Genomic DNA, 19,962 nt, shown 5'->3' with positions numbered 1-19,962 from the left:
CGTCCGCGGCCGAGGCGGGCACCCCGGACACTGAACCCACCACCTCCCCGGCGGAAGGCCCCGCGGCCACCGCCGGCGCGGAACCGGTTGCGGCACCGGCCGAAACCGAAGCGGCCGAAGCCACCGACGTCCCCCGGCCCGCCTGGCCCCGTCCGGCCGAGCTCTACCTGGTCAGCCTCGTCGAAGGCGGGGAACCGTCCGCCGAAGCCGAGTACCGCCTGGAGGAGCTCGCCCGCGACTACACGCACCCCGGCGAGAACGGCGAATCCCCGTTCCGCGTCGAACTGTTCTGGGCCGACGACGGCCAGGGCCAGGACCCGCCGCGCACGCTGCGCGCCGGTGTGCACGTGATCCGCGTCTACAGCCAGAAGCAGGGCCGCGCGCTGGTCGGGTCGCGGATCGAGGCGCCCGGCCTGGTCCTGCACGCCTACGCCGACGAGTTCGCCTACCCGCGGCGCACGTACTGCTACATCCTGACCCGGGAGTCGGCGGCGCGGCCGGCGTTCGGCGACCTGCGCAAGGGCCTCGCCACGATCGGCGAGAAGCCGAATTTCCGCAACAGCTTCCAGGTCCCGCGGAAGATCGAAGCCCTGCTGGGCCTGTGGCCCGACCTGGGCTACGACCCCCGCTAGCGGGTCGCGCCCGCCACTCCGGGAGCGGGAGCGCGCGAAAGTTGTCGGGGTGGACGGATATCCTGCACTACGGTGCAGGCGAGTCCGCACCACCACCAGCACTTTCGCGAGCCACGATCCGGGAGAACGACCCTGTGACTGCCGAGACCTTGTACGGGGCCGATGACCTGACCCATCTCGAGGGTCTCGAGGCCGTCCGCAAACGACCCGGGATGTACATCGGCTCCACCGACAGCCGGGGCATCAACCACCTCTTCTCCGAGGTGGTGGACAACTCGACGGACGAAGGTGTCGCGGGCCACGCGACGAAGATCGTCGTCACGCTGCACGCCGACGGCAGCGTCCAGGTGGACGACGACGGCCGGGGCATCCCGACCGGCACCCACGCGAAGTCCGGTTTGTCCGGCGTCGAGCTGGTGCTGACCCGGCTGCACGCCGGCGGCAAGTTCGGCGGCTCCGGCTACAAGACCTCCGGCGGCCTGCACGGCGTCGGCGCTTCGGCGGTCAACGCGCTGTCGCACCGCTTCGACGTCACGGTGAAGCAGGACGGCAAGGTCCACCAGATGTCGTTCAAGCACGGCGTGCCGGGCACGTTCGACGCGCCCGGCCCGAAGGCGAAGTTCACCCGCCGGTCCGGGCTGAACCTCGTCGGCAAGATGAAGCGCGGCGAACGCAGCGGCACGTCGATCCGCTACTGGTACGACTCGCGCTACTTCGAGTCCGGCGCGGCGCTCGACGTCGAAGGCGTCCGGGCGAAGCTGCGCAACACCGCGTTCCTGGTCCCGGGCGTCACGTACGTGCTGCGCACCGCGATCGAAGACACCATCAACGAAGAGACCTTCCACTTCCCGCACGGCCTGGTAGACATGGTCGACTTCCTGACGCCGTCGGGCGAGAAGCCGGTCTGCGGCACGCTCCTGATCACCGGCGAGGGCACGTACAAGGAGAACGCGGCCGACGCGGCGGGCGTCATGCAGTCCAATGTGGAGCGCCACGCCGAGGTCGAGGTCGCGCTGCGCTGGGGCACCGGCTACGAGCGCACGGTCGAATGCTTCACCAACACGATCCGCAACGTCCACGGCGGCACCCACCGCCGCGGGTTCGACCGCGCGGTGGCGAAGGCGTTGCAGGAAGCCATCTCCAAGACCCGCGGGCTGCTCAAGCCCAAGGAGGACATGCCGACGATCGAGGACGTCCTCGAGGGCATGACCGCGGTGGTGCACGTCCGGCTGCCGGAGCCGCAGTTCACCTCGCAGACGAAGGACGAGCTGTCCACCGCCGGGATCACCCGCGTGCTGCAGGGGATCGTCGACAAGCACGTCAAGGCGTGGACCGAGGACCGCAAGACCAAGTCCGAGGCCAAGGTCGTGCTGCAGAAGGTGGTCGACGCCTCCCGCGTCCGGCTGACCCAGAAGCAGCAGAAGGACGCGGCCCGCCGCAAGACCGCGCTCGAAGGCGCGGCCATGCCGCCGAAGCTGGTCGACTGCCGCACCACCGGCGTCTCGCGCAGCGAGCTGTTCCTGGTCGAGGGCGACAGCGCGCTGGGGTCGGCGCGGATGGCCCGCGTGTCCGAATACCAAGCGCTGCTGCCGCTGCGGGGCAAGATCCTGAACGTGCAGAAGGCGTCGCTGGGCGACACGCTGAAGAACGCCGAGATCGCGTCGATCGTGCAGGTCCTCGGCGCGGGCACCGGGCGCACGTTCGACCTGTCGACCATGCGCTACGGCCGCGTCATCCTGATGGCCGACGCGGACGTCGACGGCTCGCACATCCGCACCCTGCTGATCACGCTGTTCGCGAAGTACATGCGCCCGGTGATCGAGGACGGCCGGCTGTACGCGGCGATGCCGCCGCTGCACAAGCTCGTCACGAAGGGCCGCAACCCGGAGACGATCTTCACCTTCACCCAGCAGGAGATGGAGACGAAGTTCGCCGAGCTGGAGAAGGCCGGCAAGAACATCGTCACGCCGGTGCCGCGGTTCAAGGGCCTCGGCGAGATGGACGCCGACGAGCTGTGGGAAACCACGATGAACCCGGCCACCCGCTCGGTCCGCCGGATCACCATGGACGACGCCGAGGCCGCCGAAGGCGCGCTGGAACTGCTGATGGGCGAGAAGGTCGAGCCCCGGCGGAACTGGCTGGTCGCCTCCTCGCACCGGATCGACCGCGACGCCATCGACGCTTGATTTTTCGTAGCTACCAAGGAGTTCTGCCGTGGCACGCCGCAAAGGCACCAGCACCAAGGTCGATCCCAGCGCGTTCGACTCCGCCGGCGCGAACGTCTTCGACAACTCGCTGAAGACGGAGATCGAGGACTCGTACCTGGAGTACGCGTATTCGGTCATCCACTCCCGCGCCCTGCCGGACGCGCGTGACGGGTTGAAGCCGGTCCACCGCCGGATCCTGTACTCGATGAACGAGAACGGCTACCGCCCGACGCACGCGTACGTGAAGTCGTCGCGCGTGGTCGGCGACGTGATGGGCAAGTACCACCCGCACGGCGACGTCGCGATCTACGACGCGATGGTGCGGCTGGCGCAGGACTTCTCGCTGAACGTCCCGCTCATCGACGGCCACGGCAACTTCGGTTCGCCCGACGACGGCCCGGCCGCTTCGCGGTACACCGAAGCGCGGATGTCGCCCGAGGCGATGCAGCTGGTCGGCGAGCTGGGCGAGGAGACCGTCGACTTCCGGCCCAACTACGACGGTTCGCTGCAGGAGCCGTCCGTGCTGCCGGCGGCGTTCCCGAACCTGCTGGTCAACGGCACGTCCGGGATCGCGGTCGGGATGGCGACCAACATGATCCCGCACAACCTCGGCGAGGTCATCGCGGCGGCGCGGTGGCTGATCACGCACCCGGCCGCCACGCTCGACAAGCTGATGGAGTTCGTGCCGGGCCCCGACCTGCCGACCGGCGGCAGCCTGCTGGGCCTCGACGAGGTCCGCCGCGCGTACGAGACCGGCCGCGGCGTGGTCCGGATGCGCGCGAACTGCGAGACCGGTCCGCTCGAAGGCAGCCGCGGCCGGCAGGCGATCACCGTCACCGAGCTGCCGTACGGGGTCGGGCCGGAGAAGGTGATCGAGAAGATCACCGACGAGGTCAACAAGTCCAAGCGGCTCACCGGCATCGCCGACGTCAAGGACCTCACCGACCGCGAGAACGGCACGCGGCTGGTCATCGAGTGCAAGGTCGGCGTCAACCCGCAGGCCCTGCTGGCGGACCTGTACCGGCTGACGCCGCTGGAGCAGTCGTTCGGCATCAACAACCTGGTGCTCGTCGACGGCCAGCCGCAGACGCTCGGCCTGAAGGAGCTGCTGGAGGTCTTCCTCCGGCACCGTTACGACGTCGTCACTCGGCGGACGAAGTACCGCCGCCGCAAGCGCGAAGAGCGGCTGCACCTGGTCGAGGGTCTGCTGGTCGCCCTGCTGAACATCGACAAGGTGATCCGGCTCATCCGCGAGAGCGAGAACGCCGCGGCCGCGAAGGACGGCCTGATGAAGCGGTTCAAGCTGTCGGAGATCCAGGCGACCTACATCCTGGACACGCCGCTGCGCCGCCTCACGAAGTACGACCGGCTCGAGCTGGAGTCGGAGCAGGACCAGCTGCGCGAGGAGATCGCGGAGCTGACCAAGATCCTGGACGACGAGTCGGTGCTGAAGAAGCTCGTCTCGGCGGAGCTGGCGAAGATCGCGAAGGACTTCCCGACCGAGCGCCGCACGGCCCTGATCGACGGCGACCTGAAGGAGGTCCTGGCCGCGTCGAAGCCGTCGGGCCCCCTCGAAGTCGCGGACGACCCGTGCCAGGTCATCCTGTCGGCGACCGGCCTGGTCGCCCGCACGGCGGCCGAGTCGGAGGAAGCGACGGAGACGCGTCGCCGCAACGGCCGCGTGAAGCACGACGCGGTCGCGGCGGTGGTCCACACCACGGCCCGCGGCCAGGTCCTGCTGGTGACCACCCGCGGCCGCGCGTTCAAGACGGACGTGCTGCCGTTGCCGGTGCTGCCGGAGCAGGCGGGCACGGTCTCCCTGCGCAGCGGCATGGCGGCCCGCGAGCTGGTCCCGCTGGAGAAGGGCGAGACGGTCATCGGCATCGCCCCCCTCGGCGACCAGGCGGCGGGCTCCCCCGGCCTGGCACTGGGCACCCGGGCCGGCGTGGTGAAGATCTGCGCCCCGGAGTGGCCGGTCCGCTCGGACGAGTTCGAAGTGATCTCCCTGAAGGACGGCGACGAAGTCGTCGGCGCCACGTGGCTGACGGACGGCACCGAGACGCTGGCGTTCGTGTCCTCGGAGGCGTCGCTGCTGAAGTACGCGGCCTCGCTGGTCCGCCCGCAGGGCCTGAAGGGCGGCGGCATGGCGGGCATGAACGTGGGCGCGGGCTCGGTGGTGTTCTTCGGCGCGGTCCGCACGGACGACGACGAACACGGCGAACCCCTGGTGATCACGGCCACCGGACAGAGCGTGAAGGTGACGCCGTTCAGCGAGTACCCGGCGAAGGGCCGGGCGACCGGCGGTGTCCGGGCGCAGCGTTTCCTGAAGGGCGAAACGGCCCTGCAGGTGGCCTGGATCGGCCCGCGTCCGGCGGGTGCGGCGAAGAACGGCGACCCGGTGGAACTCCCGGAGATCGACGTCCGCCGCGACGGCTCGGGCCACGCCCACCCCGGCCCGGACGTGGTGGGCCACCTGATCGAACGAGGCTGAGGCTCGTGAGGGTGAACCGGGTGCCCACCCCGTTCACCCTCACGGCTCCTCAGGCCAGCAGGGCCTTCGCGATGTGCGTCACCTGGATCTCGTTGCTGCCCGCGTAGATCATCAGCGACTTCGCGTCCCGCGCGAGCTGCTCGACCCGGTACTCGGCCATGTAGCCGTTCCCGCCGAACAGCTGCACCGCCTCCATCGCCACCTCCGTCGCGGCTTCGGAGGAATACAGCTTCATCGCCGACGCCTCCGCCAGCGAAGGCCGCTTCCCCGCGCGGGCCTTGGCCACCGCCTGGAACACCATGTTCTGGACGTTGACGCGTGCGACTTCCATCTTCGCCAGCTTGAGCTGGATCAGCTGGAACCGCCCGATCTCCTGCCCCCACAGCTTCCGGGACTTGGCGTAGCCGACGCACAGCCGCAGGCACTCGTTGATGATCCCCAGCGACAGCGCCGCCACGCCGACCCGCTCGGCCACGAAACTTTCCCGCGCGCTCTCGGCACCCGACGACGACAGCAGCCGGTCGGCGCCCAGCCGGACGTCGTCGAAGAACAGCTCGCCGGTCGGGGACGACATCATCCCCATCTTCTTGAACGGCTTGCCCTGCACGAAGCCCGGCATCCCGCGGTCCAGCACGAACGTCAGCACCGGCCGGTCGCGGGCCGCCGATCCGTCGTCCAGCTTCGCGTAGACCACCACCGTGTCCGCGAACGGACCGTTCGTGATGAACGTCTTCCGCCCGTTCAGCACGTACTCGTCGCCGTCGCGGCGGACCGTGGTCTGCATGCCGCCGAAGGCGTCCGAGCCCGAGTCCGGTTCCGTGATCGCCCACGCGCCGATCTTCTCGAACGTCGCCAATCCCGGCAGCCAGCGTTCCTTCTGCTCCTGGGAGCCCTTGGCCAGGATCGTCGCCGCGGCCAGGCCCAGCGAAACACCCAGCGAGGCCACGATCCCGAGGCTCACCCCGGCCAGCTCGCTGATCGCGATCAGCGCCAAGGTCTCCTGCCCGCCCAGCGAACCGGGCGAAGAAGACCCCCGCGAGGAAGACAGCAGCTTCGAAACCGCCTCCGCCGCCATGACGTCCAGCCCGAACGCCGCGTACAGCTTGCGGATGATGTCGTACGGCGGCAGCGCACCGCTCTCCAGCTCGTCCAGGTGCGGCCGGATCTCCTTGGCGATGAAGTCCCGGATCGAGTCGCGGACCAGCAGGTCCGTCTCCGACCACTCGATCACGGCAGCCTCGCCGCGATGTCGTCGATCGCCCACGGGCCGTCCGTCTCGATCACCTTGACGTCGTGCCAGCCCGCCAGTTCCGAGATCGCGCCGCCCTGGACCGCGAAGACCTTCCCGGTCAGCGCGCACTTCTCCGAAGCCAGGTAGGCCACCAGCGGCGAGATGTTCGCCGGTGAGAAAGCGTCGAACTCGCCCTCGGCGACCGGGGCCGCGAAGATCGTGCCCATCCCCGGTGTCGCCAGCGTCAGCCGGGTGCGGGCGATCGGGGCGATCGCGTTCACGCGCACGCCGTAGCGCTCCAGTTCGGCCGCCGCCACCAGGGTCATCGCCGCGATGCCCGCCTTCGCCGCGCCGTAGTTGACCTGACCGGCGTTCGGCAGGGTCACCCCGGACGCCGACGCCGTGTTGACCACCGACGCCGCCACCGGCGAGCCCGCCTTCGACGCGGACTTCCAGTACGCGGCCGCGTGGTGCAGGACCGCCGCGTGGCCCTTGAGGTGGACCGCGATGACGTCGTCCCACTGCTGCTCGGTGATGCCCGCGACGAACGCGTCGCGCAGGATGCCGGCGTTGTTCACCACGACGTCGAGCCGGCCGAACTCCGTCACGGCCTGCTCCACCAGCTCCGCCGCGCCCGCCCAGGACGTCACGCTCGACGTGTTCGCGACCGCCCAGCCACCCAGCGCGCGGATCTCCGCGACCACGGAGGACGCCGGGCCGTCGTCCGCGCCGCTCCCGTCGTTGCCGCCGCCCAGGTCGTTGACGACGACCGACGCGCCTTCCCGCGCGAACAGCAGTGCGTGTTCCCGCCCGATGCCCCGGCCCGCGCCGGTGATCAGCGCGACGCGCCCGTCCAGTGCGCCCATCAGTTCTCTCCGATCTCGGCGAGGCCGTCCTTGATCACCAAGGCGCCCCCCATGGTGGTTTCGAAGGCGTACGAACCAGGACCCGCCGCCCAGATCGACGTCGTCAGGTCCCGGCCCGGCAGCACCGGCGCGGCGAAGCGGACGGCGAGGCGGCGCAACCGGCCCGCCGGGGCCACCTCGGTCAGCACGGCCCACGACGTGAACGCCATCGTGCAGAGCCCGTGCGCGATGATCCCCGGCAGCCCGGCCGCCTTCGCGACTTCTTCGTCCAGGTGGATCGGCATCGGGTCGCCGGCCGCCGGGCCGTAGCGGTACGTCTGGTCGTCGTCGACGTGCTGGACGACCTTCGCGACCGGCGGCGAAGACCGCAGCGCGTCGTCGAAGCGGTGCGACGGCCCGAGCGTGCCTCGCTTCTCCCCGGTGTCGAAGCCGCGCACGAAGAACGTCACGTACTGCTCGTTCACCAGCTCACCGGAAGCGGACCGGCATTCCAGGTAGACGGTCGCCCGCGTGCCCTTCGGCAGTCCCTCGTAGCCGGTCATCTTCGCCCGCGACACCAGTTCGTCGCCGGGCCGGATCGGGCGGTGGAAGCGGAAGTCCTGCTCGCCGTGCAGCACCTTCCCGAACAGCGACGGCGGCACGACCTCCAGCGCCGGTTCCAGCAGCGACTGGAACACCGGCACGATCGCGAACACCGGGCTCGCGACGTCACCCGAAGCGTGCGCCGGGATCGGGTCGTTGGTCGCCGCCGCGTACTCGATCAGGCGCTCGCGCGTCACGTCGAACGACACCGGCGAAGTCCACGTGTCGAGCCCGGCCGGATCGAACTTCACGCGACCAGCGCCTTGAACTTCTCGAGGGACTCGTCGAGGTTCTTCTTGCCGTCCTTCTCCACGGCCTTGCCGAGCGCGCCGACGATCATCTGGCCGGTGAACTCGGCGTCGATGCTCGCGGCCGAGCCGGACCCGGCCGCCGCCACCGAGAGCGAGAAGCTGATCTTCACCCCGGCCATGCCGGTTCCGGAAATGACCAGCTGGTTTGGGGCGTCGTAGGTGTCGACGGTCCAGGTGATCGTGTTCGCCATCCCGAGCATCGTGACCACTTCGGACACCTGCGAGCCTTGCGAGAACTCCGCGGGGACGTCCCCCTTCCACTTGGTGTGGATGGTCAGCCACTTCTCGAAGTTGTTCGGGTTCGAGAACTCCGCCCACACCTTGTCCGGCGCGGCGGGCAGTTCGACGGTCGCGCTGATCCGGCCCATGGTTTCTCCTAAGCTCGCTGGTAGGCGGTGACGACGGCGGCGCCACCGAGTCCGATGTTGTGCTGCAGGGCGGCGCGCACGTCCGGGACCTGGCGCCGGTCCGCGTCGCCGCGCAGCTGCCAGGTGAGTTCGGCGCACTGGGCGAGCCCGGTGGCGCCGAGCGGGTGCCCCTTCGAGATCAGGCCGCCGGACGGGTTGACGACCCAGCGGCCGCCGTACGTCGTGTCGCCGGCGTCGACCAGGTGACCGCCCTCGCCCTCTTCGCAGAGCCCGAGCGCTTCGTAGGTCAGCAGCTCGTTCGCGGAGAAGCAGTCGTGCAGCTCGACGACCTGGAAGTCCGCGGGCCCGAGTCCGGCCTGGTCGTACACGCTGAGCGCGGCCTGCCGGATCATGTCGTAGCCGACGATGTTCTTCGCGCTGCCGTCGAAGGTGCTGCGGAAGTCGGTGGTCAGCGCCTGCCCGACGATCTCGACCGCCCGGCCCGAGAGGTCGTGTTCCGCCACGAAGGACTCACTCGCCAGGATCGCCGCGCCGGAGCCGTCCGAGGTCGGCGAGCACTGGAGCTTCGTCAGCGGGTCGTAGATCATCCGCGACGCCAGGATGTCCTCGAGCGAGTAGACGTCCTGGAACTGCGCGTACGGGTTGTTCACCGAATGCCGGTGGTTCTTCTCGCCGATCTTCGCGAAGTGCTCGGCGGTGGTGCCGTACTTCGCCATGTGCTCGCGGCCGGCGGCGCCGAACATCCACGGCGCCGGCGGGAACAGCACCTCGGAGATCTCCGCGAGGGCCTGGAGGTGGTTGCCCAGCGGCTGCTCGCGGTCGTCGTAGGTCGACGCGAGCGAGCCCGGCTGCATCTTCTCGAAGCCCAGCGCGAGCACGCAGTCCGCGCGGCCGCCGCGGATCGCCTCCGCAGCGAGGTACAGCGCGGTCGAGCCGGTGGAGCAGTTGTTGTTGACGTTGACCACGGGGATCCCGGTCATCCCCAGCTCGTAGACCGCGCGCTGCCCGGACGTCGACTCGCCGTAGACGTAACCGACGTACGCCTGCTGGACGACGTCGTACGCGACGCCGGCGTCGTCCAGCGCGTTGGTGCCGGCCTCCCGGGCCATCTGCGGGTAGTCCCAGTTTTCGCGCCGCCCGGGTTTCTCGAACTTCGTCATCCCGACCCCGACGACGTACACCCTGTTCGCCATGCAACAAACATACAGACCGGCATGTATTTATCAAGACCGGTCCGCGGACCCGCAGGTCAACGGCGGAAAATCAGCCCAGCGGAACGACCGGCCCCGGGTAGCGAGCGGGGTCGAGGCAGCTGCTGAGCCCGTCGACGACCGAGCAGAAGCCCGGCGGCCGCACCGGCGTGTAGCCGCCCGGGACGCCGTGGTCCGCGATCAGCTGCCGGTAGGTCGCGACGGCGTCCGTCGGCCGCCGGGTCAGCGCCGGATCGCTCGCGGCGTCCACCGTGTACAGGCCGAAGCGCGGCTGGTAGCTGCCCCACTCGTAGTTGTCGGTGAGGCTCCAGTAGTTGTAGCCGATCACGTTCACGCCGTCGGCCTTCGCGCGCTGCACCCAGTAGACGTGGTCACGCAGGTGGTCCGAGCGCGTGTACGCGTCGGGCCGCGCGGCGCCGTTGTCGGTCGGCATTCCGTTTTCGACGACGTAGAGCGGCAGGTCCGGGAACTTCCGCGCGTAGTACCGCAGCGCGTAGTAGATCCCGTCGGGCTGCGGGGTCACCTTCCAGAACTCGCCGTTGGCCGCGTGCGCGGCGCTGACGTTGTCGAGACTGGCGCCGTAGTAGTAGTCGACGCCGGCGAAGTCGAGCTTGTCCTTCACGTGGTCCAGGAACGACGCGTCCAGCACGCCCTGCACCGCGGGGATGAAGGCGGTGTTGCTGGAGACGAGCGCGCCCGGGTCCAGCTGGTGGATGAGGTCGTAGGCGGCGCGGTGCACCTGCACCAGCCGGGACAGCATCCACGGCGCCTTCCACGCGGCGAGCCCACCGTTGCTGATCTCCTGCTGCAGGTAGACGGTCGGCTCGTTGATCGTGATCCACAGCGCGCCGAGTCCCTTGTACCGCTCGACGACGCGGCGGGCGTTGGCGAGCCAGGCGTCGCGCGTGCGGTCGGTGTCCCAGCCACCCTGGTCGACGACCCAGCCCGGGTAGACCCAGTGGTCGAGGGTGATCATCGGCCGCATCCCGGCGGCGACGACCCGCCGGACGACGTCGTCGTAGTACGCGAGCTCGGCCTGGTCGACCTGGCCCGGCCGCGGTTCGATGCGCGCCCACTCGACGCTGAACCGGAAGACGTTCACGCCGAGCTGCTTCGCGCGCTCGATGTCCTCGGCGTAGCGGTGCCGGAAGTCGACGGCGTCGCGGTAAGGCTCCTTGATCGACGACGTCTTCGCCTGCTCGTAGCGGCGCCAGTTGCTGTCGGGTGCCGAACCCTCCGACTGGTACCCCGAGGTCGCGACGCCCCAGAAGAACGCCGGCGACGCGACCGCGGGTGTCACCCCGGCGAGCGTGCCCGCCACCAGGGCCAGAACGACGACGAGAGCTCGGCGCACCACAGCACCCTCCTCAGCCAACGTGAAGGTCGTTCATGTTAGCCGAGGAGGGGCCGCGGCGCACTCCTCTCGTCAGGCGACCTTGAACGACTGAGCGGCGCCGCCGTCACAGGTCGACTGGACCAGCTGGACGCTGTCGGCGGTGGACGCGCCCGGCACCGTCAGGCACTTGCCGCTGTGGCGGACGACGAAGTGGTAGTACCCGCCACCCTCGGCCACCGGCTGCCACTGCTGGTTGTTCCCGCCGCTGTAGGACCACAGCTGCAGCCCGGCGTTGTCCGTCGTCGCCACGTCCGTGACGTCGATGACCTCGGCCGGGTTGGTGCGGTTGTTGATCCGGTCGAAGCCGCCGCTGGTCGGGGCGAACTGGTACTGCTGCGCCGTGGTGCCGTTGCAGGTGTACTGCTGGACCACGGTGCCGTTGGTGCTGCCCGCGGCCCGCGCGTCGACGCACTTGCCGGACGCCTTGTTCGTCACCGCGTACCAGGCCGACGGGTCGATCGTGCCGTCCGGCGGCGGGGTGGTCGTGCCGCCGCCACCGAGCCACTTCAGGCCGTCGAGCAGGAAGCGGTTCTGGTCGGCGCTTTCGAACGTCGACGACAGCGCGGTGTTCGTGTCGTAGTTCATCGCGTTGTGGCCGAAGTTCGAGTAGATCATCTTGTAGTTCTTGTTCGTCCACGAGATCGGGTAGTACCCGCTGTACCAGGTCTGGTTCGGGTCGCTGCCGATCGGGAACGTGGAGGAGTCCATCGACGCCAGGATGGTGATGTTCGGGTTCTGGCGCAGGTCGTTCTGCCAGGCGTACCACTCGGACGTCGAGGACTTGATGGTCGAGGGCAGGTTCACCGTCGAGGGGTGCGTGCGGTTCTCGATCTTCAACGTCTCCGGCGTCGGGCCCCACGTGTTCGACGTGAAGCGCCCGGTGCCGAGGAAGTCGTTGTGGAACCAGTTGGCGTACGACGGCGTCGAGCTGTCGTTGTAGGCCGTGACGTGGAAGCCGTAGAACGCGCCGCCGGCCTGCATGTACCGCTGGAAACCCTGGAACTGCGCCTGCGACTGCGGCTGGTCGTCGAGGAACAGGACGACCTGGTACTGACTCGGCGTGAGGGTCGTCAGCTGGTTCCAGTTGTTCGTCGCCGTGTAGGTGAAGCCGTTGGCCGCCGCCTGCTGCGGGAACCAGACGTTGGCCTCCTTCTCGAAACTGATGTGCGCGGCGTCGTAGGTGCCGCTGTAGAAGGCGAGCACCTTGAACGGCGTCGCGGCTTCCACGGCCGGGCCACCAAGGCTCAAGCCCAGGCAGGCGGCGAAGAACGCCAATATTCTGATCAGGGGACGGCGGGACATCGCGGGTTCCTTCCGGTGGGGGACGGGGATCACCAGTAGTGCAGGCCGTATCCGAAGGGGAACAGCGCGGGCTTGCCGTCGCCGACGTTGATCGGCTGCTGGTCGGCGCTGCGCATCCAGGTGACCGGCAGCTTGCCGGTGGGGTGGTAGTCGCCGAAGAGGACGTCGGCGACGCCTTGGCCTTCGCTGCCGGGCAGCCACGACTCGACGAGCCCGGCCCAGTCCGGCAGCTGCGCGCCGATGTCGAGCGGGCGCCCGGACACGAGCACGACCACCGTCGGCACGCCGGAGTCCTTCAGCTTCTGCAACGTGGCGAGGTCCGCGGCGTCCAGTCCCATCCCTTGTGGACGGTCGCCCTTGCCTTCGGCGTAGGGCGTTTCGCCGATGACCGCGACGGCGACGTCGTAGCTCGGGTCGATCCCGGTGCCGTCCTTGGCGTAGGTCACCGCCGAGGACTTGCTCTTGATGCCCTGCAGGATGGTGGTGCCGGGGATGACCGGGCCGCTGGTCCCCTGCCAGCCGACCGTCCAGCCGCCGGACTGGTTCCCGATGTCGTCGGCGCTCTTGCCGGCGACGAAGATCTTTTCGTGCCGCTTGGCCAGCGGCAGCACGCCGCCCTCGTTCTTCAGCAGCACCTGGGATTCCCGGACGGCCTGGCGCGCGAGGTCGCGGTGCTGCCTGCTGCCGATGGTGTTCAGGAAGCGCCGGTCGGTCAGCGGGTGCTCGAACAGGCCGAGCTCGAACTTCTTGGTCAGGATGCGCTTGTTCGCGTCGTCGATCCGGGACATCGGCACGCGCCCGTCCTGGACGAGGGTGCGCAGCGTGTCGATGAACTTCCGCCACTCGAAGGGCACCATCACCATGTCGATGCCGGCGTTGATGGACGCTTCGACCTCTTCGGGGGTGAAGCCGCTCTTGCCGTCGATCTTGTCGACGCCGTTGTAGTCCGAAACGACGATCCCGGTGAAGCCGAGTTCCTTCTTGAGGACGTCGTTGATCAGGTACGCGCCGGCGTGCATCTTGACGCTGTTCCAGCTGCTGTAGGAGATCATCACCGAGCCGACCCCGCGCTGGACCGCGGCCTTGAACGGCGGGAGGTGGATCGCGCGCAGCTCCTGTTCGCCGATCTCGGTGTTGCCTTCGTTGACGCCGCCGGTGGTGCCGCCGTCGCCGACGTAGTGCTTGGCGGTGGCCAGCACCGAGCCCGGCCGATCCAGGCGGTCACCCTGCAGGCCGGTGATGATCGACGTCATCTCGGTGGCCAGCCGCGGGACCTCGCCGAAGGACTCGTAGGTGCGGCCCCAGCGGTCGTTGCGGGCGACGCACAGGCAGGGCGCGAAGTCCCAGTCGATGCCGGTGCCGGAGACCTCTTCCGCGGTGGCGCGGCCGATGCGTTGCACGAGGCCCGGATCGCGCGTCGCGCCGAGGCCGATGTTGTGCGGGAAGACGGTGGCGCCGTAGAGGCCGTTGTGCCCGTGCACGGCATCGACGCCGTAGATGAGCGGGATGCCGAGCGGCGTGGCCAGCGCGGCCTTCTGGAAGCCGTCGTACATGTCGGCCCAGGTGACCGGCGTGTTCGGCGTCGGCTGCGAACTGCCGCCGGAGAGCAGTGAACCGAGCCGCCCGGTGGTGACGTCGGCCGGGCTCGTGACGCCGAGCCGCTCGGCCTGCATCATCTGGCCGAGCTTGTCGTCGAGGGTCATCCGGGACATCAGGTCGGCGACGCGGACCTTCACCGGGCGCCGGGAATCCTTGTAGGCCGGGGTGTTCCCGGCGAGGGCGGTGGTTTCCGAAGCCAGCAGCAGCCCGACGGCGAGCGCGCCGATCCCCAGCCTGCGTCCGAGGCCCATTCGGGTCCTCCTCGTCGAGAGACAAAAATTCACGCCTTGAATTAATGCATAGGCGATGTTGGTTGGTCCAGACCTCTGAACGAACTCGGGTGCCGCTGAGCGGGATTGTCCGTTGCGGTCAAGTTCTGGCCTAATTCGGTTCTACGGTGCGTTCATGACTCGCGAAACCGAAGACCTGCTCGCCCTCCTCGCCGAGGTCCGCAAGCGCTTGCTGATCCCCGTCCGCGATCTCTCCGACGCCGACGCGGGCCGCCGCACGACCGTCAGCGAGCTGACCCTCGGCGGCTTGATCCGGCACCTCGCCACGGGCGAACGGCTGTGGCTCGAGATCCTGCGCAAGGGTGACGGCGAGCTGCCGGAGGGCATGCTCGACACCGGGCAGTATGCGATGAGCGAGACGCTGTCGCACTGGCTGTCGGAGTACTCGGCAGCCGCCGCGGCAACCGACGCGTACGTGGCTTCCCTGCCCTCACTGGACGTCGAGGTGCGGCTGCCGACGACGCCGTGGTCCCCGCCCGAGCCGCAGTTCTGGTCGGCGCGGCGGATCGTCCTGCACCTGATCCACGAGACGGCGCAGCACGCGGGTCACGCCGACATCCTGCGGGAGTCGCTGGACGGCGCGAACTCCACGGCCCAGCTGGCTTAGCGCGTCAGCGATCCGACCGCAGCGAAGCCGGGTCGAAGGAGTCCCAATACGCGTCCTCGTCCTCGACGCTCGCAACGGCCGGCGCGGCCGTGGGTTCGGCGCCCAGCCGCTCGGCCCGCAGCCGCTGGAACTCCTCGACCGTCATGCCCGGGTCGTCGTCTTCGGCCCGGGCCGGCGCGGGCATGCCCGTCATCTGCTCGATCATGTACGTCATGTCCTCGCCGAGCAGCAAAGCGACCCGGTTGTAAGCATCCTGGGTCGCCTCACGCATCGCAGCCTGCGCGACCTCGACCACCCGCGGCCCCAGCTGCTCGCCGAGGTTGACCGCCGAAGGGGCGAGCCACAACCGAAGCAGCTTCCCGCGGGCGTCGACCGTCGCCTCGACCTGACCGTCGACGTCGTGGGCGGTCCCCGACGCCGCGGCCATCAGCTCGTCCACTTTGGACATCGCCGCTTCGCGGGCCCTGGCCTGTTCGATCAGCTGGCGGGTCGTGATCACCGCGGTCACCTCCCGTAGGTGAACGTGTCGGCGTCCGGGTCGTCGTCCGGGATCGGCTCGTAGCCCAGGACGTCGAGCTGCGCCTTGTCCACCACCGGCGCCAGCGCGTGGTACATCCGGTCGCCCGCGCGGCGGGTCGCGCGCTGGGCCAGCTCGAGGATCTGGTCGGCGAGCACCGCCGAGCCGTGCCGCAGCGTCGAGCGGTGGATCGTCAGGCCCGTCAGCAGCCCGCCGGGGGCCACCTGGACCTCGATGGTGCCGTCCGGGGACGCCGCCTTGCCCACCACCGGGCCGGAGCGGGCGAAGCGCGCCGAAGCGTCGGCCTCCGCGCGGTCCGCCTGCTCGGTGATGCGCGCCGTCGCCAGCTCGATGTCGAAGTCAGCCAAGACTCACCCCGTAGGCCGGTAGAAACCGATGAACGACTGTCCCGCGTTCGTGGTGCGGATCTTGCTGATCTGCACCGGGTCGCCGGCCTCGACCATCTGGCCGTCGCCGATCACCATGGCCACGTGGCCGGACCACACGACGAGGTCGCCGGGCAGCAGCTGGTCGATCGAGGCGACCTCCGCGCCGACCGTCTGCTGCGCCGCCGTGCGCGGCAGCTGCAGGCCCGCGTCCTGGTACGACGTCATGGTCAGCCCGCTGCAGTCGAGGCCCTGGCCGCGCGCCGTGCCGCCCCAGACGTAGGGCACGCCGAGCTGCGAAAGCGCGTTGCGCACGGCCTTCGCCGCGGTTTCGTTCGGCGCCATGACCTGCTTGCCGCCGGGGAGGTTGATCGCGACGCCGGAACCGGGCTGCGGCGGGATCGCGACCGGCAGCCGGGGCTTGTGCACGGCGCCGCCGCCACCGCCGCCACCTCCCCCACCGCCGCCGCCCCCGCCGTCCGAGCCGCCGCCGGAGTAGCCGCTGTTGCTGTTGAACGACGACCCGACGTGCGTCGAAGCCGAGGAGGACGACGTCGTCTGCTCGCCGCCGCCCAGCCGGGTGCCGATGTCGGTGAGCTGGTTGATCGTCTGCTCGCTGAAGGTCGCGGCCTGGCCGGTGAGCTGGCTGATCTTCGTCTGCAGCTTCATCAGGATGTCGCGCGACGCGGCGGCGCGGCTTTCCGGCGGCTGGATCGACTTCACCGCCGCCAGCGCCTTCATCGACGCCGAGATCTCCTTGATGATCTGGTCGCGGACCTGGTCGTTCTTGATCTCCCCGACGTGCAGCGCCTCGGCGGCCTCGGTGACGGCCTTCTCGATCTCGGCGCTCTCGTCGAGGAGGTCCTGGACCTCCTTCTCGAGGCTCTGCGACGTCGCGGTGGCGCGGTCGGTCGTCGAGCCCGAGCTGGCCGAGACCAGGTTGACGCGGTGTTCGCCCGCGACGTCGCGGGTGCGGCCCACCGACGTCTGCAGGGCGTAGTGCGCGTCCCGCGCGCCGCCGATCGCGGCCGGGTCGTGGCGCACCTTGTCGGCGAACTGGTTCGTGGTGTCCAGGCCGTGCCGGACGAGCTGGTCGGCGTGGTGCTCGGTCACGCGGAACCCGGCCCGAGGTCGGTCCCGAGCCGGCGCACGACGTCGCCGTGCTCGGCTTCGACGGCCGCGTAGTTGCGGTCGGTCTGCCGGGCGGCTTCGCCGACCTGGCGCCAGCCGCCGCCGACGCGGTGCATCTTCTCCTGCAGCGCGCGCATCCGGCCGCTGTAAGCGCCGGAGAACCCGGATTCGCCGCCCATTTCCGAGAAGCCGTGGCCGCCGAGCGTCACGTGCGGGCCGACGTGCTTGTCGGCGGCACCCTTGACGTCATCACCGAGCGGGTCGACTTCGCGCGCGTACCGCGTGTACGCGCCGTCGTCGACGTGAAACCCCGAATGCGAACCGTCCACTGGCCCTCCCTGTCACCGGGGGTGCGACGTCCGCGCGCGACCCCCGGTTCCCCTGCTGCGGGATTCAGCCTAGACCACGGTCCGTACCCGGGTGGGCGAATTGCCCGGAGTTCAGCCGGTGACCTTCTTGAGCCAATCGGGGTCCTGCCAGGACACGATCGCGCCGTTCGCGGTGACGGTCGGCGTGCCGAAGCCGCGCTGGCCGCCGCCGAAGTCCTGCGCCAGCTTCGGGTCGTTCTCGATCTGCTGGAACGCGCTGTTGAGCTGCTCGTCGTACGTGCCCGCGTTGACCGTCTGCGCGAACGCCGGATCGGTGATCCCGACGTTCTTGCCCAGCTCGATCAGCTGTGCCTTGTCGTAGCCGCGCTTGCCTTCCTCGGGCTGGTTCGCGAACAGCGCGTCGTGGAACTGGACGAACTTGCCGGCGTCGGCCGCGGCCAGCGCCGCGTTCGCCGAGTCGAGCGAGTAGCCGGGCGGGCTCGAGCGCTGGTTCAGCAGCGGCACCATGTGGTAGCGGACCTGCAGCTTGCCGTCGTTGACCGCCTGCTCGACCTGGCCCTTGTATTGCTTCTCGAACTCACCGCAGATGGGGCAGAGGAAGTCGGCGTAGACGTCGATCGTGGCCTTGGCGCCCGCCTTGCCGACGGTGACCACCACGCCGTCACGCTTCTGGGTGACATCGCCGGCGAGCGAACTGGTCGTCTCGCCGGGGCTGATGACCTGGCCCTCGGTCTTGTTCCGGTCCGAAATCGTCCAGATCACGCCGCCGATCACGAGCGCGGCCACGACGACCACGGCACCGATCCCGATGATCCACTTCCGCTTGTCCCCGGACGCGCCCCTGGCCTGGGCCACCGCCTTGGCTCCCCCGGCCTGCGCGGCCTGACGACGCTTCCGAGCGGTCCGCTCAGCTCCACCCACTGTGTATCAGTTCCCTTCCGCGATACCCGAGTAGTCGGACCCGGGCTCGGTGGAGTTCCCGCGACCTCGCGCCAGCCAGCCGTCGACCGACAGCCAGGTGCGCGGCCGCGCCAGCAGCCAGACGGCGAGCAGCGCGAACCCGGTGTCGCGGAGGATCTCCTGCGGGTACTCGGTCTGCCCCGCCGCCACCTGGCCGCCGCCGCCGAAGCACCCGCAGTCGATGCTCAGCCCGCGCGCCCACGACTGGGCGATGCCGGCGATGAGCACGACGAGCAGCACCAGCGCGGCGCCGGCGGCCCACCGGGTCGCCAGGCCCGCGAGCAGGAACAGCCCGAGCACGAGTTCGACCAGCGGCAGCGCGATGGCCACCACGTTTTCGAGTGCGCCCGGCAGCACGTCGTACGCCTGCACGGCGATCAGCGTCTGCCCGGGGTCCGCCAGTTTCAGCGCACCGGAAACGAGCCAGACGGCCGCGAGCCCGAGCCGGGCGAGCGTGCCGACGGCGTCCAGCACGGGTTGGGACGGTCGCACCACGCACTTAGGCTAACGGGAGGACCTGAGAACCACGTGAGGGCAGGGCAGCGGCGGAGGGAGCGGCTGGATGCGGTGGCGCACGCTCCTCGCTGCGGCGTTGGTGCTGGTCACGGCGTCGGCGTGCGGTCCGGCGAGCGTTTCGCCGACCGACTCGCTGGTCACCCGTGCGAGTGCCACGGATCACCTGACCATCGGCATCCGGTTCGACGCGCCCGGGCTTTCGGAGCACACCGTGGACGGCCGGTTCGTCGGGTTCGACGTCGACGTCGCTACTTTCGTCGCATCGGAACTCGGCGTCGCGGCGAAGGACATCACCTGGCGCGAGACGACGTCGGCGACGCGCGAGACGGACCTCACCTCCGGCGCGGTCGACCTGGTCGTGGCCACCTATTCGATCACCGACAAGCGCAAGCAGGTCGTCTCGTTCGCCGGGCCGTACTTCACGACCGGCCAGGACCTGCTGGTGCGCCGGACGTCGGCGGACATCACCGGCCCGGAGGCGCTGAACGGGCGGCGGCTGTGCTCGGTCGCCGGGTCGACGCCGGCGCAGCAGGTCAAGGACAAGTTCGCCCAGGCCGTCCAGCTGGTCGAGTACCCGCGGTACTCCGACTGCGTGACGGCGCTGCTGGCCGGCCAGATCGACGCGGTCACCACGGACGCGGTGATCCTCGCCGGCTACGTCGCGCGCGACCCGGAGCTGCTGAAGATCGTCGGGAAGCCGTTCTCGGCGGAGAAGTACGGCGTCGGCCTGCGCAAGGACGACACGCAGGGTGTCAACGCCGTCGACGACGCGATCCGGAAGATGATCTCCTCCGGCGAATGGCTCCGCTCGCTCAACGCGAACATCGGGCCGTCCGGTTACCAGCTGCCCCCACCCCCCGAGGTCTCCGCGAAGTGAAACTGCCCGACCTGCCGGTCCGCGCGGTGCTGCCCGACGTGCTTTCCGCGCTGGACGCCCACGGCACCGCGGTCCTCGTCGCGCCGCCCGGCACGGGGAAGACGACGCTGGTGCCGCTCGCGCTGGCCGCGGACGGCGGGCGCGTCGTCGTGG

At 69.7% G+C, this 19,962-nt stretch carries 18 protein-coding genes and 1 pseudogene; 5 read left to right on the top strand and 14 right to left on the bottom strand.

What is annotated here, in order from left to right; all coding sequences use genetic code 11:
• From G3I65_RS50185 to G3I65_RS50175, 3 genes and pseudogenes are all read left to right on the top strand, one after another.
• Positions 1-632 (top strand): annotated as a pseudogene (locus tag G3I65_RS50185) (hypothetical protein); the annotation flags it as partial.
• Between the two features lie 134 nt (positions 633-766).
• Positions 767-2,818 (top strand): type IIA DNA topoisomerase subunit B, encoded by a 2,052-nt coding sequence (locus G3I65_RS50180; protein WP_160702879.1) that lies wholly within the window; start codon positions 767-769, stop codon positions 2,816-2,818.
• A gap of 28 nt (positions 2,819-2,846) precedes the next feature.
• On the top strand, positions 2,847-5,330 hold the full coding sequence (locus G3I65_RS50175) for a DNA topoisomerase (ATP-hydrolyzing) (RefSeq protein ID WP_160702877.1): 2,484 nt from the start codon (positions 2,847-2,849) through the stop codon (positions 5,328-5,330).
• 49 nt (positions 5,331-5,379) lie between these two features.
• On the opposite strand, the gene G3I65_RS50170 is transcribed toward G3I65_RS50175, so the two are convergent.
• The 8 genes from G3I65_RS50170 to G3I65_RS50135 all read right to left on the bottom strand — a co-directional run bounded on the left by G3I65_RS50170 (position 5,380) and on the right by G3I65_RS50135 (position 14,447).
• On the bottom strand, positions 5,380-6,561 hold the full coding sequence (locus G3I65_RS50170; protein ID WP_160702875.1) for an acyl-CoA dehydrogenase family protein: 1,182 nt from the start codon (positions 6,559-6,561) through the stop codon (positions 5,380-5,382).
• Entirely contained in the window at positions 6,558-7,427 is an 870-nt protein-coding gene (locus G3I65_RS50165) for an SDR family oxidoreductase (RefSeq protein WP_160702873.1), read from the bottom strand. Before G3I65_RS50165 ends, G3I65_RS50170 begins: the two co-directional genes overlap by 4 nt.
• On the bottom strand, positions 7,427-8,260 hold the full coding sequence (locus tag G3I65_RS50160) for a MaoC/PaaZ C-terminal domain-containing protein (protein ID WP_160702871.1): 834 nt from the start codon (positions 8,258-8,260) through the stop codon (positions 7,427-7,429). The genes G3I65_RS50165 and G3I65_RS50160 overlap by 1 nt, the downstream gene beginning before the upstream one ends.
• Positions 8,257-8,688, bottom strand: coding sequence for an SRPBCC family protein (locus tag G3I65_RS50155; RefSeq protein ID WP_160702869.1), 432 nt, complete (start codon positions 8,686-8,688; stop codon positions 8,257-8,259). The genes G3I65_RS50160 and G3I65_RS50155 overlap by 4 nt, the downstream gene beginning before the upstream one ends.
• Before the next feature lie 8 nt (positions 8,689-8,696).
• Positions 8,697-9,881, bottom strand: a complete 1,185-nt coding sequence (locus G3I65_RS50150) for a lipid-transfer protein (RefSeq protein WP_160702867.1) — start codon at positions 9,879-9,881, stop codon at positions 8,697-8,699.
• 70 nt (positions 9,882-9,951) lie between these two features.
• The gene (locus G3I65_RS50145) at positions 9,952-11,256 is read right to left on the bottom strand and encodes a family 1 glycosylhydrolase (protein WP_160702865.1); all 1,305 of its coding nucleotides are present in this window, start codon (positions 11,254-11,256) and stop codon (positions 9,952-9,954) included.
• Positions 11,257-11,325: 69 nt separating this feature from the next.
• Positions 11,326-12,597 (bottom strand): RICIN domain-containing protein, encoded by a 1,272-nt coding sequence (locus G3I65_RS50140; RefSeq protein ID WP_160702863.1) that lies wholly within the window; start codon positions 12,595-12,597, stop codon positions 11,326-11,328.
• Between the two features lie 29 nt (positions 12,598-12,626).
• Positions 12,627-14,447, bottom strand: a complete 1,821-nt coding sequence (locus G3I65_RS50135; protein ID WP_160702861.1) for a glycoside hydrolase family 3 protein — start codon at positions 14,445-14,447, stop codon at positions 12,627-12,629.
• A gap of 154 nt (positions 14,448-14,601) precedes the next feature.
• On the opposite strand from G3I65_RS50135, the gene G3I65_RS50130 reads away from it, so the two are divergent.
• A complete protein-coding gene (locus G3I65_RS50130; protein WP_160702859.1) occupies positions 14,602-15,093 on the top strand; it encodes a DUF664 domain-containing protein in 492 nt (163 codons plus the stop codon).
• Positions 15,094-15,097: 4 nt separating this feature from the next.
• Here G3I65_RS50130 and G3I65_RS50125 read toward each other — a convergent pair whose 3' ends face one another.
• The 6 genes from G3I65_RS50125 to G3I65_RS50100 form a co-directional block, all read right to left on the bottom strand.
• A complete protein-coding gene (locus G3I65_RS50125; RefSeq protein ID WP_160702857.1) occupies positions 15,098-15,592 on the bottom strand; it encodes a YbaB/EbfC family nucleoid-associated protein in 495 nt (164 codons plus the stop codon).
• A gap of 5 nt (positions 15,593-15,597) precedes the next feature.
• On the bottom strand, positions 15,598-15,978 hold the full coding sequence (locus tag G3I65_RS50120; RefSeq protein WP_160702855.1) for a YbaB/EbfC family DNA-binding protein: 381 nt from the start codon (positions 15,976-15,978) through the stop codon (positions 15,598-15,600).
• 3 nt (positions 15,979-15,981) lie between these two features.
• Positions 15,982-17,109 (bottom strand): C40 family peptidase, encoded by a 1,128-nt coding sequence (locus G3I65_RS50115; protein WP_160702853.1) that lies wholly within the window; start codon positions 17,107-17,109, stop codon positions 15,982-15,984.
• A complete protein-coding gene (locus tag G3I65_RS50110) occupies positions 17,106-17,456 on the bottom strand; it encodes a hypothetical protein (protein ID WP_160702851.1) in 351 nt (116 codons plus the stop codon). The genes G3I65_RS50115 and G3I65_RS50110 overlap by 4 nt, the downstream gene beginning before the upstream one ends.
• 111 nt (positions 17,457-17,567) lie before the next feature.
• Positions 17,568-18,311: a thioredoxin domain-containing protein gene (locus tag G3I65_RS50105; RefSeq protein ID WP_160702849.1), complete on the bottom strand. Its 744-nt coding sequence runs from the start codon at positions 18,309-18,311 to the stop codon at positions 17,568-17,570.
• Positions 18,312-18,383: 72 nt separating this feature from the next.
• Positions 18,384-18,890, bottom strand: coding sequence for a MauE/DoxX family redox-associated membrane protein (locus G3I65_RS50100; protein ID WP_160702881.1), 507 nt, complete (start codon positions 18,888-18,890; stop codon positions 18,384-18,386).
• 88 nt (positions 18,891-18,978) lie between these two features.
• On the opposite strand from G3I65_RS50100, the gene G3I65_RS50095 reads away from it, so the two are divergent.
• Positions 18,979-19,809 (top strand): glutamate ABC transporter substrate-binding protein, encoded by an 831-nt coding sequence (locus tag G3I65_RS50095; RefSeq protein ID WP_160702847.1) that lies wholly within the window; start codon positions 18,979-18,981, stop codon positions 19,807-19,809.
• Positions 19,810-19,962: the final 153 nt, after the last annotated feature.

The sequence above is a fragment of the Amycolatopsis sp. SID8362 genome (assembly GCF_010550475.1).
In the GTDB taxonomy this organism is placed as follows: Bacteria; Actinomycetota; Actinomycetes; order Mycobacteriales; family Pseudonocardiaceae; genus Amycolatopsis; species Amycolatopsis eburnea.
The sequence above is the reverse complement of the archived record's forward strand: the minus strand, read 5'-3'. Positions and strand labels throughout refer to the sequence as shown.

Bases quoted from the DNA above. Each gene is read 5' to 3' on its own strand.
- G3I65_RS50130 (WP_160702859.1), top strand. From the start codon at position 14,602: ATGACTCGCGAAACCGAAGACCTGCTCGCCCTCCTCGCCGAGGTCCGC.
- G3I65_RS50165 (WP_160702873.1), bottom strand. From the start codon at position 7,427: ATGGGCGCACTGGACGGGCGCGTCGCGCTGATCACCGGCGCGGGCCGG.
- G3I65_RS50155 (WP_160702869.1), bottom strand. From the start codon at position 8,688: ATGGGCCGGATCAGCGCGACCGTCGAACTGCCCGCCGCGCCGGACAAG.
- G3I65_RS50150 (WP_160702867.1), bottom strand. From the start codon at position 9,881: ATGGCGAACAGGGTGTACGTCGTCGGGGTCGGGATGACGAAGTTCGAG.
- G3I65_RS50135 (WP_160702861.1), bottom strand. From the start codon at position 14,447: ATGGGCCTCGGACGCAGGCTGGGGATCGGCGCGCTCGCCGTCGGGCTG.
- G3I65_RS50140 (WP_160702863.1), bottom strand. From the start codon at position 12,597: ATGTCCCGCCGTCCCCTGATCAGAATATTGGCGTTCTTCGCCGCCTGC.
- G3I65_RS50095 (WP_160702847.1), top strand. From the start codon at position 18,979: ATGCGGTGGCGCACGCTCCTCGCTGCGGCGTTGGTGCTGGTCACGGCG.